This is a genomic window from Streptomyces sp. NPDC001532 (genome assembly GCF_040298625.1).
Lineage (GTDB): Bacteria > Actinomycetota > Actinomycetes > Streptomycetales > Streptomycetaceae > Streptomyces.
The window spans coordinates 175,593-190,160 of sequence record NZ_JBEPAL010000008.1; the positions used below are offsets into that span (position 1 = coordinate 175,593).

16 protein-coding genes are annotated in these 14,568 nt (G+C 75.1%); 9 read left to right on the forward strand and 7 right to left on the reverse strand.

Translation table 11 applies throughout. The features are described 5' to 3' along the window. The first annotated feature begins 52 nt into the window (after positions 1–52). Complete coding sequence (locus tag ABT232_RS10785) at positions 53–1,414, forward strand: aminotransferase-like domain-containing protein (RefSeq protein WP_351838906.1); 1,362 nt, start codon at positions 53–55, stop codon at positions 1,412–1,414. A gap of 115 nt (positions 1,415–1,529) precedes the next feature. Here the strand turns inward: ABT232_RS10785 and ABT232_RS10790 are convergent, their stop codons facing one another. Beyond that, on the reverse strand, positions 1,530–2,444 hold the full coding sequence (locus ABT232_RS10790) for a hypothetical protein (RefSeq protein WP_351838793.1): 915 nt from the start codon (positions 2,442–2,444) through the stop codon (positions 1,530–1,532). Between the two features lie 180 nt (positions 2,445–2,624). Here ABT232_RS10790 and ABT232_RS10795 point away from each other — a divergent pair, with 180 nt between their 5' ends. Then, positions 2,625–3,047 carry an SH3 domain-containing protein gene (locus tag ABT232_RS10795; RefSeq protein WP_351838794.1) on the forward strand — a complete coding sequence of 141 codons (423 nt, stop codon included), beginning with the start codon at positions 2,625–2,627 and terminating at the stop codon, positions 3,045–3,047. Positions 3,048–3,128: 81 nt separating this feature from the next. On the opposite strand, the gene ABT232_RS10800 is transcribed toward ABT232_RS10795, so the two are convergent. Further along, a complete protein-coding gene (locus tag ABT232_RS10800; protein ID WP_351838796.1) occupies positions 3,129–3,479 on the reverse strand; it encodes a hypothetical protein in 351 nt (116 codons plus the stop codon). Positions 3,480–3,731: 252 nt separating this feature from the next. Here ABT232_RS10800 and ABT232_RS10805 point away from each other — a divergent pair, with 252 nt between their 5' ends. The 4 genes from ABT232_RS10805 (at position 3,732) to ABT232_RS10820 (ending at position 7,101) form a co-directional block, all read left to right on the forward strand. Then, complete coding sequence (locus tag ABT232_RS10805) at positions 3,732–4,910, forward strand: PP2C family protein-serine/threonine phosphatase (protein WP_351838798.1); 1,179 nt, start codon at positions 3,732–3,734, stop codon at positions 4,908–4,910. Between the two features lie 70 nt (positions 4,911–4,980). Next, a complete protein-coding gene (locus tag ABT232_RS10810; protein WP_351838800.1) occupies positions 4,981–6,045 on the forward strand; it encodes a hypothetical protein in 1,065 nt (354 codons plus the stop codon). Positions 6,046–6,095: 50 nt separating this feature from the next. Continuing rightward, positions 6,096–6,920 carry a helix-turn-helix domain-containing protein gene (locus ABT232_RS10815; RefSeq protein WP_351838802.1) on the forward strand — a complete coding sequence of 275 codons (825 nt, stop codon included), beginning with the start codon at positions 6,096–6,098 and terminating at the stop codon, positions 6,918–6,920. After that, the gene (locus tag ABT232_RS10820) at positions 6,904–7,101 is read left to right on the forward strand and encodes a DUF397 domain-containing protein (protein ID WP_351838804.1); all 198 of its coding nucleotides are present in this window, start codon (positions 6,904–6,906) and stop codon (positions 7,099–7,101) included. Before ABT232_RS10815 ends, ABT232_RS10820 begins: the two co-directional genes overlap by 17 nt. On the opposite strand, the gene ABT232_RS10825 is transcribed toward ABT232_RS10820, so the two are convergent. From ABT232_RS10825 to ABT232_RS10835, 3 genes are all read right to left on the reverse strand, one after another. Beyond that, a complete protein-coding gene (locus ABT232_RS10825; RefSeq protein WP_351838806.1) occupies positions 7,083–7,763 on the reverse strand; it encodes a TIGR03943 family putative permease subunit in 681 nt (226 codons plus the stop codon). The genes ABT232_RS10820 and ABT232_RS10825 overlap by 19 nt on opposite strands. Next, a complete protein-coding gene (locus ABT232_RS10830; protein WP_351838808.1) occupies positions 7,760–8,767 on the reverse strand; it encodes a permease in 1,008 nt (335 codons plus the stop codon). The genes ABT232_RS10825 and ABT232_RS10830 overlap by 4 nt, the downstream gene beginning before the upstream one ends. Before the next feature lie 67 nt (positions 8,768–8,834). Continuing rightward, complete coding sequence (locus ABT232_RS10835; RefSeq protein WP_351838810.1) at positions 8,835–10,178, reverse strand: helix-turn-helix domain-containing protein; 1,344 nt, start codon at positions 10,176–10,178, stop codon at positions 8,835–8,837. Between the two features lie 124 nt (positions 10,179–10,302). Between ABT232_RS10835 and ABT232_RS10840 the strand changes: the two genes are divergently transcribed. Together ABT232_RS10840 and ABT232_RS10845 are read left to right on the forward strand one after the other, a co-directional pair. Next, a complete protein-coding gene (locus ABT232_RS10840) occupies positions 10,303–10,581 on the forward strand; it encodes a hypothetical protein (RefSeq protein WP_351838812.1) in 279 nt (92 codons plus the stop codon). 75 nt (positions 10,582–10,656) lie between these two features. After that, positions 10,657–11,385 (forward strand): GAF and ANTAR domain-containing protein, encoded by a 729-nt coding sequence (locus tag ABT232_RS10845; RefSeq protein ID WP_351838813.1) that lies wholly within the window; start codon positions 10,657–10,659, stop codon positions 11,383–11,385. A gap of 58 nt (positions 11,386–11,443) precedes the next feature. Here ABT232_RS10845 and ABT232_RS10850 read toward each other — a convergent pair whose 3' ends face one another. Next, positions 11,444–12,223, reverse strand: coding sequence for a hypothetical protein (locus ABT232_RS10850; protein ID WP_351838815.1), 780 nt, complete (start codon positions 12,221–12,223; stop codon positions 11,444–11,446). Between the two features lie 208 nt (positions 12,224–12,431). Here ABT232_RS10850 and ABT232_RS10855 point away from each other — a divergent pair, with 208 nt between their 5' ends. Beyond that, complete coding sequence (locus ABT232_RS10855; RefSeq protein WP_351838817.1) at positions 12,432–13,406, forward strand: nucleoside hydrolase; 975 nt, start codon at positions 12,432–12,434, stop codon at positions 13,404–13,406. A 24-nt stretch (positions 13,407–13,430) separates the two neighbouring features. Here the strand turns inward: ABT232_RS10855 and ABT232_RS10860 are convergent, their stop codons facing one another. Continuing rightward, positions 13,431–14,384: an LAETG motif-containing sortase-dependent surface protein gene (locus tag ABT232_RS10860; protein ID WP_351838818.1), complete on the reverse strand. Its 954-nt coding sequence runs from the start codon at positions 14,382–14,384 to the stop codon at positions 13,431–13,433. Between the last annotated feature and the right edge of the window lie 184 nt (positions 14,385–14,568).

Below are 14,568 nucleotides of genomic sequence, written 5' to 3' on the forward strand. Positions count from 1 at the left end.
CGGTGCAATAACATCTTTGCCCTCGGTGCAATCGCCCTTCCTGGAGGACCTCGTGGACGACTACCTCCGACTCGCCGACCGCATCGCCGCCGACATCACCTCCGGCCGTCTCAAGCCGGGCCAGCGGCTGCCGCCGCAGCGGGCGTTCGCACGGCGGCGCGGGGTCGCCGCGTCCACCGCGGGACGGGTCTACGGCGAGCTGGTGCGGCGCGGACTGGTCGTCGGCGAGGTCGGGCGCGGCACCTTCGTCCGCGCCACCCCGCCCGGCGGCGACGACGGCCGCGCCCTCACCGAGCCGGCCGCCGCCACCGCACCCGGCACCGGAACCGACCGGCCCCCCGTCAACCTGGAGCTGAACTACCCCGCCGCGCCCGGCCAGTCCGAGCTGCTGGCGCCCGCCCTCGCCGCCCTCCTCGACCCCGCCGCCCTCGCCGAGGCGCTCCGCCCGGCCCCCGCGGCCGGCACCGCCACCGCCCGCGCCGCGGCGGCCGGGCTGCTCGCCGCGCCCGGCTGGCGGCCCGATCCCGCGCGGCTGCTGTTCACCGGCAACGCCCGCCAGGCCATCGCCGCGGCCCTCGCCTCCCTGGTCCGCCCCGGCGGCCGGGTCGGCGTGGAGCCGCTGACGTATCCGCTGGTCAAGGAGATCGCGGCGCGGCTCGGCATCTCCCTGGTGCCGCTCGCCACGGACGACGAGGGAGTGCTGGCGGAGTCGGTGGCCGCCGCGCACCGCAGCGCCCCGCTCTCCGCGCTCTACCTCCAGCCGACCCTGCACAACCCGACCTCGCTCACCACTCCCGAACCCCGCCGGCGGCAACTGGCCCGGGCCGTCACCGACCTGGGCGTGCCCGTGGTCGAGGACCGCATCTGGTCCTTCCTGCGTCCCGAACCCCCGTTCGCGGCCCTCGCCCCGGCCCTCACCCATGTCGTCGACGGCCTGTCCAAGCGGGTCGCGCCCGGCCTCACCGTGGGCTTCCTCGTCGTACCGGCCGAGCGGGTGCACCCGGTGGCCGCCGCGATCCGCTCCGGCGGCTGGAGCGCCGGGCGGTTCGCGCTGGACGCGGCGGCGCGGTGGATCGCGGACGGGACGGTGACCCGGCTGGTGGCGGCCAAGCGGTCCGAGGCGCACCGCCGGCAGCGGCTGCTGGCCACCCGGCTGCGCGGGTTCGCCGTACGGTCCGATCCGCACGCCTGCTACGCCTGGTGGGAGCTGCCCGCCTCGTGGCGCGCGGACACCTTCACCGCGGCCGCCGCCGCCCACGGCATCGCCGTCACCCCGGGCCCGGCCTTCGCCGTCGACCCGGCCCGCACCCCCGACGCCGTCAGACTCGGTCTCGCCTCCGCTCCCGAGGCGGAACTGGAGCGGGCGCTGCGCACGCTGGCCGGGATCGCCCGGGAGGGCGCCACCGGCTGGTGAGGCGGCGGGCTAGCGGCGCCCGCACCGGCCCGAGGCGCCGGCCGCACCGGATCCGGCGACGGACGCGTCCAGAGGTGTCCGGCTCGGCCGACGCGGTGGCCCGCCGCCGGCGCCGTCAGGCCCCGGCGCGGGTCGGCTCCGCGGGGTGGTCGGGCGCGGACGGCGCGGCGATGCGCCGGCGGCGGGCGGCGGGGCCGTAGCGGCCGGTGCACCAGGTGAGGGCGGCCACCGTCAGGCCGAGGGCCAGCAGCAGCCAGGAGACCGTGCGCAGGGTGGCGGTGAGGGCGTCGTAGACGGCCGCGGCGGCCGGGCGGTACAGGCCGGCGGGCAGGTCACCCAGGGTCAGCCGGCGGCCGACGGCGACCGCGAGACCGAGCAGCGCGCCACCGAGGGCGGTGCCGAGCGCGGTGGCGGTGACCGCGCGGCGGCGGCGGGCGGCGACCGCGATCCCGGCGACGGCGAGCGAGGCGGCCGTCAGCGGCAGCCAGAAAGCGGTGACTTCGAGCACGTCGTACCCCTTGCGCAGCCGCCGCGCCTCGGCGGCGGGAATCACGGCGACCTCGGTGTGCGCGACCGGGATGCGATGCGCGAACGGCACGTTGTCGTCGGTGAGTTGGCGGCGGACCTCGGCGGCGACCGGGGCGATGTCGACGGTGACCGGACCCTCCCCGCCCTGCCGGACGGCGTGCAGGACGGCGGTGTGCGTGACCCGGTTGGCGGCGTCCCAGCCCGCGCGGAAGGCGTCGGTGCGGGTGAAGGAGCGCACCGCGTCGCGTACGAACGGCCGCATCATGCCGCGCAGCGGCGGCCCCAACTGGTGCATCACCTCGGCCCCGAGGGTGTCCGCCACCGCCTCCCGCACGGCCGGATCACCGGCGAGCGGCGCCATGGTGCGCACATAGCGGCCGGTGTCCGTCAGCCCGTACGCCGCCCAGGCGGCCAGCGCCCCGAACGGCGTGAGCAGGCAGGCCAGGGCGATGAGAGCGGCCGACAGGCCGCCTCGGACGCGGGACGGGACACGGGGGGACACGCCTCCAGGCAACGGTCTGCGCGTGCGGTGCGCGAGCACTGCGCGGCCGTACGGGTGGCCGGACGCGCGGTCGCACGGCCGGCGAACGGCCGTGCACCCCCTCGGAACTGCGGATTCACCCCTCCGGTGGAGCGATCACCCGAACGGGTGTTTCCTGGTCATGGGAGAAGGGAGCCGATCATGCGCACCACTCCGGCCCTGCGGATCCTGACCGCGGCCCTGCTCACCGCCGGCACCTTCGCCGCCACGGCGGCCGGCACCGCGGCGGCGGCCCCGCCGGCCCACTCCGAAGGACGCGGTGGTGACGGCCCGGTCCGCGGCACCGTCGTCTCCCGCACCCCGCTCGATGTCCGCGCGGCGCCCACCACCCGGGCACCCGCGGTCGACCGCCTGGCTCCGGGCAGCCGGGTGAAGGTGATGTGCAAGGTGCACGGGCAGTACGTCAACGGCGACCGCGACTGGTACTGGCTCGCCGGCACACGGGCGTGGGCGAGCGCGGCCTTCGTCGAGACCGGCAGGCACCGTGTGCCGGTCTGCGCGGCTCCGCCGCCGGAATGCTCCGAGACCTCGTCGGACGGCTGGGTCTGGTCGCCCGCCGGCTGACGAGTGGAGGGATGAGGGAGACGCGCGGGTCCCGGTCACCATGCCGGGGCCCGCGCGCCTGAACGCGTACGACCTCACGCGTCAGACCGCACGACGGCCCTCCGCGTCCTCGTGTGTGGAGTACCAGTAGAACAGCATCACGAAGAACGACGCCGCGACCACCAGCCCCACCCATGCGGAGCGCAGCACGGTGTTGTGGGTTTGCGCGAAGAGGAAGCCGACCGCGCAGCCCGCGAACGCCGCCCACAACAGCGCGTGCACCTCCCGCCGCGCTCGTGAGGCCACCGCGCGCACCGCCATGTACAGCACGATGAACACGAGCGCCGACACGAAGCCGAGCAGCAGGTTCCAGCCGGTGACGGGCCCGCCGGACCGGCTGTTGGCGGCCGCCCAGTAGCCGTAGACGAGCCCGAGGCCGACCGGCCACGCCATGCTCGCGATGCGATGTGTGCGGGCACTGAAGACATCGGGCAGGCCGGTGTCTCGGGTGACCTCACGGGTCCTTCGGGGGACCGGTGCCGCATGTGCCATCGGAGAACTCCTCTCTCCTCGCCCCCCGCCACCTTCCAGGGCACACCGGCCCGCGGGCGGCGGCAACTCGGCAGGTCACGCCGCGTGCCCGAGCGTGGCCCGCACGGCCCGCAACGGATGCGGGGCGACCGACGCCATGCTTCGCTGGGCCTCATGGAGCCGGTGAGCGTGCGCGGTGGCCGAGGCGGCGGCCGACCCCGCCGGGGGCTGCCGCGCCAGCAGGTGCTCCGGGTGCGCGGGCACAGTGTCGCCTGGCTGCCGCCGCTGCTGCTGCTCGTGACCATCGCCGTCGTCGACGTGTACACCAGCGAGGACTTCCGGATCGTCTCCTGGATCGTGCTGGTGCCCGGTATCGCCGCCGCGATCTGCGGGGTGCGGGGCACGGCCGTGTTCGCGGTGCTCTCCGTGGTGACGTACGTCGCCGTCGACGGCCTGTGGCCGGACGCCTACCAGGCCGGGCTCCCCGACTTCATCCTGGTCTCCGTCGGCGGCGTCCTCGCCGTCCTCGCCTGCGCGGTGCGCGTCCGCGCCCAGGAGCAGATGCTGCGGATGCAGGACGTCGCCGAGACCGTCCGCCGCACCCTGCTGCGCCCGCTGCCGCCCGTGTGGGGCGGCCTGGAACACGCCGGCTTCTACCTCGCCGCCGACGTCGAGGCCCGCGTCGGCGGCGACTTCTACGACATCCAGCCCGGCCTGCACGGCACCCGCGTCCTCGTCGGCGACGTGCAGGGCAAGGGCCTCGGCGCGGTGGAGACCGCGGCGGCGCTGCTCGGCACGTTCCGTGAGGTCGGCTACCACGAGAAGGAGCTGTCGACGGTCGCCGAGCACCTGGAGACCCGGGTGCACCGGCACCGCCGCCACCTCACCGAACTGGGCCGCGGCGGCACCGACACCGACCGGTTCGCCACCGCCGTCCTCCTCGACTTCCCCGTGGACGCCCCCGGCGCCGTCGACGTGGTCAACCTCGGCCACGAGCCCCCGCTGATCGCCGGCCCGTCCGGGGTGCGCACCCTGCCGCCCGGCGACTGCCTCCCGCTCGGCCTCGGCGAACTCGCCCGCGCCGGACCGCCCCCCGTCCGCCGCTTCCCGCTCGGCCCCGGCGAGACCCTGCTGCTCACCACCGACGGCGTCACCGAGGCCCGCGACACCGCCGACGTGTTCTATCCGCTCGCCGAGGCGGTGACCCGCGCACTGGCCGCCGACGCCCGCCTCACCGGGCCCCGGCGGCTCGCGGGGTACGTCCGCGACGGCGTGCTGCGGCACACCGGAGGACGGCTGGACGACGACACCACCGTGTTCGCGGTACGACGGGTGGGAACCACCGGGGTCTGACCACCGCACCCCGCTCTCCCCCAACACCCGTTACCGTGCTTTGCGTACGTGATCGACAGGGGAGGGACCGATGCCCGGAACCGTGCTGCTGCTCGCCGCCTCGCCCGTGGGCAGGGGCCGGCTGGTGGACGCCGCGTCGGTGCTCCCCGTGCTCGCGGCCGTCGACCCGGCCGTGCTGGCGGGCACCGACACCGCGAACGTCGTCGAGCTGGCCGAACCGCTGGAGCCGCAGGCCGTCCTCACCCGGCTGCGCGCCGCCGCCGGCGCGCCCGGCCCGCTCACCGTCTACGTCACCGGCCAGCTCCAGCTGGACCGCCGCCAGCACCTGCCCCACCTCGCGCTCGCCCGCACCACCCCCGCCACCGTCCGCTACACCGCCTTCCCCTGGCACTGGTTCCGCGAGGAACTGCGGCTGCGCGCGCCCGGCAGCACCACCTTCTTCGTCGACCTGCACGCCGACGCCGAGACCTGGGAGCTGCTGCGCACCACACCGCTCGACACCGGCCGCACCAGCGCCGTCTACGGCCGCATCGCCCCGCCGCCCGGCCGCCGCGGCACCCCGGCGGCCCCCGGCTACATGAAGGCGCTCGCGACGATACTGCGCAGCGGCCACCGTCCCCCGCCGGGCCGGCTCCACGAGCAGGCGCTGTACCGCACCGAGGGCGCCACCGCAGACCTCGTCCTCACCGCCGCACCGCTGCCCGTCGACGACCCCCACGCCGCCATCGCCGCCGCCGTGCAGGCGGGCCGCCACACCGACGCGGACGGGCTGGCCGCCCAGTGGGAACAGGCCGCCGTACGGTCCCACGGGCCGGGCTCCGAGGAAGCGCTGCACTGGGCCGAGGTCCGCGCCGACCTCGCCATGTTCGCCGGTGACGCGGCCCGCAGCTGCCGCACCTGGCTCGGTGTCGCGGCGGCGCGGCTGGCCGCCGGGCAGCCGGTGGACGCGCCCGCCGTCGAGGCCGCGGCGGACCGCGCCCACCACCAGTGGACCGAGGTCACCGACCCGGCCCGCGCCCGCGAACTGGGCCCGGCGCTGGCGGACCTCCGCGCCCGCGTGCCGGGGCGCAGAGAGGGCGCGTTGGATCACGTACAGCGCAAACTGCGGCGGCTGGACCTCCAGACGCAGGCGTGAGTCGGTGACTTCGGTCACCTCAGAGTGCCCGCGCGCTTACTCTGGGCCACATGGCCCACATTCGCGAGCTCGACTCCAGCGCGTCCCCGCTCGACTATTTCGGCTTCGAGCTGAGGAGAAAGAGGGAGGAAGCGGGGCTCACGCAAAGGGAGTTGGCGAACGTCGTGTTCTGCACGGGTTCGTTGATCGGCCAGATCGAGACGGCGCGGAAGGTGCCCCAACGGGACCTGTCCGAACGGCTGGACGCGGCGCTGGGGACGGACGGGTTCTTCTCACGGCTGGTGGGACTGGTCCTGCGGAGCCAGTTGCCCACGTGGTTCCAGCCGTACGCGGAGATGGAGGCGCAGGCGACGTGGATCTCCACGTATCAGTGCCAGTTGGTGTACGGCCTTCTTCAGACGGAGGCGTACGCCCGCGCGATCCTGGCTGTGGAGCACACGGACCAGCTCGACCAGGTGGTTGCCGCGCGGATGGACCGCCAGCGCATCCTGAACCGCGAGCAGCCGCCGGTGGTCTGGGTGGTGCTGGACGAGGCCGCGCTGTACCGGCCGATCGGCGGCCGCAAGGTCATGCGGGAGCAACTGGGCCATTTGCTCGACCTGTTCGGGCGCCCCTGGCTGGAACTTCAGGTGCTGCCCTTTTCCCTGGGTGAGCACTCCGGGATGATGGGCTCCTTCAATCTGCTGCAATTCAGCGATCACCCCGACCTGCACTACAGCGAGAGCTACGACCAGGGGCACATGACCGCCAATCCGCAAGTGATCAGGGAGCGTTCGGTCGGATACGCTCGATTGCAGGCCGCCGCCCTCTCCCCCAAGGAGTCCGCGGCACTGATCGCTCGCGTAATGGAGGAACGCTATGGGGAGCAACCTTGACCTGACGCGCGCGCAGTGGCGTAAGTCGTCGTACAGCGGCAGCAACGGCGGTGATTGCGTAGAGGTCGCCGACCTCACCCCCCACATCGCCCTCCGCGACTCCAAGAACCCCGGTGCCGGTGTCCTCACCGTCTCGCCGGAGGCGTTCACCGCGCTCGTGGATCACGTCCGCTTCTCGTAGGGGTTCGCCGGCTGCCGTACCGTCCTCACGTCCGACGCGTCGAGGACGGGTGGCCACGCCTCCTCCGTGCCGAGGCCGCCCTCGGGATGCCACACCCCCGTCACCGTGACCCACGTGTCCTCCGCGGGAGCGGCACCGCCCTGCCGGATCTCGACCTTGCTGGTCGTCGCGTCCGCCGCGCAGCAGGCGACCAGGAGCCGGGTGACGTACCACGTGCCGTCGTCGTCCCTTGTCACGAAGCCGGTGAGCCGGACCGTGCGGCCCTTCAGCGAGCGCTCGCTGTCGTAGATCGCGCGGGAGCTGAACTCCGCCAGCGTGAGGTCCACGACCTCGTCCGACGGGAGCGCCGGGAAGGTGCCGACGCCCTGTGCCGCCCGCTGTTCCGCCTCGCGTTCCGCGCTGTAGGAGCCGAGCGCGGGCGGCGGGAAGAGGAGCAGGGCCAGGGCGGGGAGGGCGAGGAGCCAGGCCACGCGGGGACTGTGGTCGTGGGCGTCCCGCTTGAGGACCGCCGAGGCGAGCGCCAGCACGATCAGCGCGCAGCCCGAGATGATCAGGTAGGGCCGTAGTCCGGGCTGCACGTACCGCAGGTACAGCTCGCCGAACAGCGATATCCGCAGGATCGCCGCCCCCGTCAGTCCCAGCAGCACCGCCGGTGCCCTCACAGCAGCCACCACCCGACGAGCACGCTGGACACCACCGCGACCACCCAGGTCGCCGACGCGAAGCGGACCGCGAAGGCGCGCCCGAAGGTGCCGGTCTGGAGCGCGATGAGCTTCAAGTCGACCATGGGGCCGACGACCATGAACGCCAGCCGGGCGGTCGGTGAGAAGCCGCTGAGCGACGCGGCGACGAAGGCGTCGGCCTCGCTGCACACGCACAGCACGACCGCGAGCAGGGCGAGGAGCAGCACCGACAGCCACGGCGAGCCGGTGAAGACGTCCAGGAACGCGCGCGGCACCACGAGGTCGAACGTCGCCGCCGCCGCCGCGCCGACCACGAGGAAGCCGCCGGCGTGCAGGAAGTCGTGCTGGAGGCCGGCGGCGAAGGCGCGCGGGCCGGTGGCGGCCGGTGCGTGCGTCTTCGGTGGCCGCAGCCATCGCTCCTGGCCGAAGCGGGCCCACAGCCAGCCCATCACCATCGCCGCCGCGAGGGAGGCGAGGAGGCGGCCGAGGACCATCTGCGGCTGGCCGGGGAAGGCGATGGAGGTCGCCACCAGCACCACCGGGTTGATCGCGGGCGCCGACAGCAGGAACGCCAGCGCCGCCGCCGGGGCCACACCGCGGCGGATCAGGCTGCCGGCGACCGGGACGGACGCGCACTCGCAGCCGGGCAGGACGATCCCGGCCGCGCCGGCGACGGGGACGGCGAGGGCCTGGTTGCGGGGGAGGAGGCGGGTGAAGACGCGCTCCGGGACGAACGCGCCGATCGCCGCCGAGACGAGGGTGCCGAGGAGCAGGAAGGGCACGGCCTGCACGGTGATCGCGGTGAAGATCGTCCACCAGGCCGCCACGGGCGGGGTGTACACGTCGAGGGCGACCAGCGGGCCGAGGACGGAGACGACCGTCGCGATGGCGATCAGGGCCGCGCCGCCGACACCGGCGTGGAGGAGCGCGCGGACGGTGAGGCGCAGGCCGTCGCCCACTGTTCGTATGTTCTGGTTCCGCACGTGTCCCGCCTCTGAGCCGCTGCCGTCGGAAGGCTAGCCGGTGCGGCTGTGCGGGAGCCCTGCGCGGTCAGAGAGGCGGCTGTGCGGGGGCCGGGCCGAGCGTGGTGGTGCCGGGGGCGGTGCGGTGGCCCAGTCCGGTGCGGTAGGCGTCGAGGGCGGCCTCGACCCGGCCGGTGCGGCGCAGCAGGTCGCCGAGGAGACGGCACAGGTCGGCGAGGTCGCCGGCGGCCCCGGCACGTTCCAGCAGGCTGAGGGCGCGCACGTAGTGCTCCTCCGCCGCCTCGGTGTCGCGGGCGGCCTCGGCGATCCGGCCGAGCAGACGGTGGGCGGCGGCGGCGTGGACGGCGCCGCGCTCCGAGGAGAGGTCGCCGAGGACGCCCTGGAGGAGGCCGGCGGCCTCGTCGGACTTGCCGCGCCGGTGCAGCACGTCGGCGAGCTCGACGGCGACCTGGCTGCTGTACAGGTCGGCGCGCGTGGCGGAGAGCATGGTCTGCGCCAGGCGCAGCGCGGCCTCGGCGCGCTCCAGGTCGCCGTTCTGCGCGTGGACGTAGCCGCGCATCCAGTGGCAGTTGGCCAGCTCGGTGCGGAGCTGGAGCTGGCGGTACATCTCCGCCGCCTTGGCGAGGGAGGCGTCGGCCTCGGCGATACGGCCCTCGGCGAGCAGGGTGCGGGCGACGGAGCGGTGCATCCGGGCGACCAGGGCGGGGTCGGCGGCCTGCGGGGCGAGGGCGAGGGCGAACTCGGCGGCCTGGGCGGCGCGGACGTGGGCGCCCATGTCCATGTAGGGGCCGATGACGCTGGCGTAGAGGAGGAGCAGCGCGTCGGGGTCGTGCAGACCGCCGCGGTTCAGCTCGTCCAGGGCGGTTTCCAGCAGGTAGACGGCGTAGCGCAGCTCGCCGGCGAGGTAGTGGGCGACGGCCCGGCCGCGCAGGGCGGGGACGCGGGCGGGCAGCGGGGCGTCGGCGAGGACCTGCTCGGCGTGTTCGAAGTGCCGGCGGGCGGTGCTGAGGTCGCCGGTGTCGAGGGCGCAGTCGCCGAGGCCGAGCAGGGCGGTGTACCGGGCCTCGGTGAGGCCGTGCGTGTCGGCCTCGGCGAGCAGGGCGGCGTACTGGGCGGCCGCCTCCTCGGCCGCTCCGGTGGCGAGGGTGCGCTGCGCCTCGGTCAGCCGCAGCCGCAGGTCGGTGGCGAGGTGGGCGGGGCGGCCGGTGGCCAGCTCGTCGAAGGCGACGCCGAGGCGGCCGGCGAGGTGGCGCAGGGCGTCGTCGGAGGGGCGGACGCGGCCGGCCTCCAGGGTGGAGATGTAGGCGGGGGTGTAGACCGGTTCGGCCAGTTGCCGCTGGGTCAGCCCGCGTTCCCGCCGCAGCCGCTGCACCCTGCGCCCGATGGTCTGCGGGTCGTCGCGCTTCGCCATGCGCTCATCATGCCAGTGTCAACTGGCGGGAACGCTCTTCCCGTTGAAGTGCGCACCCCCTAGGTTGGAAGAAGATAAGGCCAGAAGTAAGCCCGCTTAATCCGCTGCTTGTTGCGAGGTTGCCGTGCCCGGACGTCCCGCCGCCCACCCCGGCCGAGCCTTCATCCCCACCCCCGCCTCCACCCGCTACGCCAGAGCCTTCGCCGCCGCCGTCGTCGCCGCGACCGCCCTGATCACCGCCGCGAACGCCGGCCCCGCCGAGGCGACGGGGGCGGAGCGGGGACCTGGCGTGGAGCGCGGACCTGGCGTGGAGCGGGGACCTGGCGTGGAGCGGGGACCGGGCGTGGAGCGGGGACCGGGCGTGGAGCGGGAATCCGGTGTGGAGCCGGTCCGGACCCGCTAGCGGTCCGTTTCGGCACACCCCGGTCGGGTAGTCGGGCGTCGTTCACATGGGGCGGTGGCGGCGGAAGGAGTGACCGTGCGGCCCAGGAACGAGCAGGACCGGGCATGGGCCGCCGACGTGATCGCGGAGTCGGTGCGCGGAGTGGGCCCCGTAGACGTGCCACGCCGGCTGTGCCAGGCCGCGGCGCGGCTGCTGCCGGTCAGCTGCGCGAGCGTCTCCCTGTGCGGGGACGGGATGCCGGTGCCGCTGAGCGCCGGGGACGACCTGGCGGCCGAGCTGATGGAGATCCAGGCCACGCTCGGTGACGGGCCCTGCATGCACGCCTTCCGCACCGGCGCGGACGTGCTCGCCGTCGATCTGACCGCGGGCGCGCGGGACGCCGCCCGCTGGCCGGTCTTCGCCCAGCAGGCCACCGCGGCCGGGGTCCGCGCGGTGTACGCGCTGCCGCTCGGCGACGACGCCGGCTGCGTCGGCACGCTCGACCTGTACCGGCGCGCCCCCGGCACCCTCGCCCCGCACGAGCTGCACACCGCGCACCTGCTGGCCACCGTGACGACCGTGGCGCTGATGTACCTGCCGTGCGCCGACGAGTACGGCGAGCAGCGGGACGGCACCTGGCTGACCGAGCTGGCCCGCGGCCACGACCAGGTGTTCCAGGCGATCGGCATGATCATGGCCCGGCTGCGCGTCGGCTCCGACGAGGCGATGGCCCGGCTGCGGGCGCGGGCCTTCGCGCACGGCCGCACCGTCCGGGACACGGCCCACGACGTGGTCGCCCGGCGCGAGCAGTTCGACCGCGCCTAGGGGGCGTCGCGCGGCAGATGCGAATGGTCGGACAGGCCCTGGCCCTGTCACCCGCCGCTCACACCTGCACCCGGCCCTGCCTGCGCACCTCCGTCAGCCGCTGGGCGCCCAGCTCCGTCGCCGCCGCCGTGACCTCGGGCCAGACGTCGCCCAATCCGCCGTTGGTCAGCGTGAACGCGTCCTCGCCGACCCGGACCGCCACCACGTCCAGGGTGAGCGCGTACTCCTCCTCCCCGTGCTCCGCCAGCACCGTCACCCGCAGGCCCTGGCGGGCGTCCCCCACCTCCGGGAGCGGGGCGTCGGCCACCTCCACCTGCTGCCGGGTGCCTCCGGCGGTGGTGGCGGAGAACGCCGCGCACCGCTTCGGCAGCGTCCGCATCCACTCCAGGGACCGGTCCACGGCCGCCGGGCGCTGCTCGGTGACCTGGTAGCGCAGCTGGGCCCCGTCGGCGAGGTCGTCCAGCCCGATCACCGCGCGGGCGGGCGCGGCGAGCAGCTCGTCGGAGTAGAGCGCGTCCAGCAGCCGCTGGCAGTCCGGCGCCGCGCCCTGCGCCGCCCGCGCCTTGAGGAAGCCGTCCCGCCAGGTCGCCGCGCCCTGCGACGGCGCCCACGGGTCGCCCAGGTCCGCCTCGGTGATCAGGGCGGCCTGCGCCTGGGCGTCGGTGAGGGCGGGCGGCGCGGCCGGGGACGGGGAGGAGGAGGCGGCACCGGCGGGCGAGGAGGCCGCTCGTGACGCCGAGGGCTTCGGCGGCCGCTCCTGCACGATCGCGGAGCACGCGGCGCCGGTGAGGAGCGTCCCCACGGCGAGGGCGGAGACGGCGAGGCGGGTGCGGGTCATCGCAGGTGGCTCCAGGGACAGCGGACGGCTTGCCGACGGTGGTACGTCCACGGCACCACCCCGCGCCCCCGGTCACCACCGAGCCGGGCCGTCCGGGTGATCACCGAGATGGAGCGTCGGCACCAAGGGCTCGTGGAGCGGGCGGCCGGGTGCGGTGCCGGGTCGGGGGAAGCGGCATAGGGTTCGTCGCAGACGGAAGGAGCGTCCCGTGCCCGGTCGGCCCGTCCCCGTGATCATCGACTGCGACACCGGCGTCGACGACGCCTTGGCCCTGCTGTTCGCCGCCCGCCACCCGGGTCTCGACCTGCGCGCGGTCACCTGCGTCGCCGGGAACACCGACGTGGACGGCGTCGTACGCAACACCCTCACCGTGCTGGAACAGGCCGGCGCCCCCCACGTCCCGGTCGCCCGCGGCGCCGAGCGGCCGCTGATCGAGGACCCGCGCTCGGCCCGCCATGTGCACGGCGAGGACGGGATGGGCGACCTCGGCCTGCCCGCCCCCACCCGCGCCCCGGCGGACGTGGACGCCGTGACCCTGCTGCGCCGCGAGATCCTGGCCTCGCCCCGCCCGGTCACCCTCGTCCCCACGGCCCCGCTCACCAACATCGCCCTGCTGCTGCGCACCCACCCGGACGTCACCCGCAACATCGAGCGGATCGTGTTCATGGGCGGCGCGGTGGCCTGCGGGAACGCCACACCGGTCGCCGAGTTCAACGTCTGGCACGACCCGGAGGCGGCGGCGGTGCTGCTCACCGCCGGAGTGCCGATCACCATGTACGGCCTGGACGTCTTCCGGCGGGTCGTCGTCCCCGGCCCCGACGTCCGGCGGCTGCGGGCGAGCACCGAGCCCGGCGCCCGCCTCGCCGGCGAACTGCTCGCCCACCGCCCGGCCACGCCCGAGGAGGACGGCGACGACCCGGGCGGCGGCATCGGCGACGCGGGCGCGGTGTGCGCGGTCGCCGACCCGGCCGCTATCACCACCGAGCTGCTGCCGGTCGAGGTCTCCCTCGCCCCGGGCCCCACCCGCGGCCAGACCGTCGTCGACCGCCGCCCCCGGCCGGGCGAGTCCGAGATCCACGGCGAGGGCCGCGAACCGGCCCTGCTCGACGTGGCGTTGGACGTGGACGTGGACCGGTTCGTGAAGCTGTACCTGGAGACGGTCACCGCCCCGCCCGCCGGGTAGCCGGAGGGCGGGGCGGACGGACCGTCAGGAGCGCGCCGCGCGCTTCCGGCGCGTCGCCAGCACGATCGCCGCGCCACCGGCCAGCAGCACCGCCGCGCCGCCGGCGATGACGCCGGTGTTGCCGCCGCCACCGGTCTCCGCGAGGTCCTCGCCGCCGCCGTTCGGCGTCGCGCCCGGCTGCGAGGAGGCGGGCGCCGGGGCCGTGGTCGCCTCGCCCGGAGCGGACTCGCTCGGCGCCGGAACGGACGGCTCGGGGCTGCCGGGCTCGGTCGCCGACGGCTCCGGGGAGGACGGCTGCGGCGACGACGGCTCGGTCGCCTCGGGGGAGGACGGCTCCGGCGACTCCGGCGACTCCGACACCGCGCAGTCCTTGGTGCCGCCGTTCCAGGCCGCGATCAGCTTGTCCTTGATGACCGGGCGGTCCGGGCCCGCCGGCAGCTCGCCGTGGACCAGGCCGTCGTTCGCGTCGAGCCTGCCGTCGAACTTCACGGCACCCCGGTAGAGGTCGATCTGCGCGAAGCAGCCGGCGTCCGGCACCGCGATGTCGAGGGTGTCGGTGGCGCCCTGGCGGACCGTCACCGTGTCGAAGTCGACGAAGACCTGCTCGCCGGAGGTGGCGAAGCTCGGCCCGTGGGCGAGGTAGGAGGCGAGCGAGGCGGTGCAGGTGGTGGCGTCCTCGGCGGCGCGCACCGTGATGTGCACCTTGCCGTCGCCGGTCGGCTTCAGGCTCTGGTCGTCGACCTTCACCGAGTCCTGGAAAGCGGTCCCGTCGAGGGAGAACTGGCAGCGGTCGGTACCGGTCTCGGTGCCGGCGCCGGTGCCGGGCTGGTACTGGCCGCCCGACTTCCAGCCGTCGCCGCCGGGTGTGCCGTGCGCCCAGGCGCCGGAGGCGGCGGCGACGGTGGCGGTGCACAGGGCGAGCGTCGCGGCGCCCGTCCCCAGCAGGCGGCGCGCGGTGACACGTCTCGCTATGGACATGTGTTTCCCATCTTGCGTGTGCATGGGTGAGGGAGGCCGCGGCAATGGAGAGGCGGCCCCTCGAATGGTCGTGAAGAACGCCGTGCTCGCTGGTCAGCGCGGTACGGCGTGAGCACATGTTCGGTCCCGCCGGAAGGACTGTCAATTCCCCTGACACCCCGCTGCGGCGCAAGGAATGTTCGCT

Excerpts from the sequence above, each read along its gene's own strand:
- ABT232_RS10815 (WP_351838802.1), top strand. The coding sequence starts at position 6,096 with ATGGCCCACATTCGCGAGCTCGACTCCAGCGCGTCCCCGCTCGACTAT.
- ABT232_RS10860 (WP_351838818.1), bottom strand. The coding sequence starts at position 14,384 with ATGTCCATAGCGAGACGTGTCACCGCGCGCCGCCTGCTGGGGACGGGC.
- ABT232_RS10820 (WP_351838804.1), top strand. The coding sequence starts at position 6,904 with ATGGGGAGCAACCTTGACCTGACGCGCGCGCAGTGGCGTAAGTCGTCG.
- ABT232_RS10805 (WP_351838798.1), top strand. The coding sequence starts at position 3,732 with ATGGAGCCGGTGAGCGTGCGCGGTGGCCGAGGCGGCGGCCGACCCCGC.
- ABT232_RS10810 (WP_351838800.1), top strand. The coding sequence starts at position 4,981 with ATGCCCGGAACCGTGCTGCTGCTCGCCGCCTCGCCCGTGGGCAGGGGC.
- ABT232_RS10795 (WP_351838794.1), top strand. The coding sequence starts at position 2,625 with ATGCGCACCACTCCGGCCCTGCGGATCCTGACCGCGGCCCTGCTCACC.
- ABT232_RS10835 (WP_351838810.1), bottom strand. The coding sequence starts at position 10,178 with ATGGCGAAGCGCGACGACCCGCAGACCATCGGGCGCAGGGTGCAGCGG.
- ABT232_RS10850 (WP_351838815.1), bottom strand. The coding sequence starts at position 12,223 with ATGACCCGCACCCGCCTCGCCGTCTCCGCCCTCGCCGTGGGGACGCTC.
- ABT232_RS10800 (WP_351838796.1), bottom strand. The coding sequence starts at position 3,479 with ATGGCGTGGCCGGTCGGCCTCGGGCTCGTCTACGGCTACTGGGCGGCC.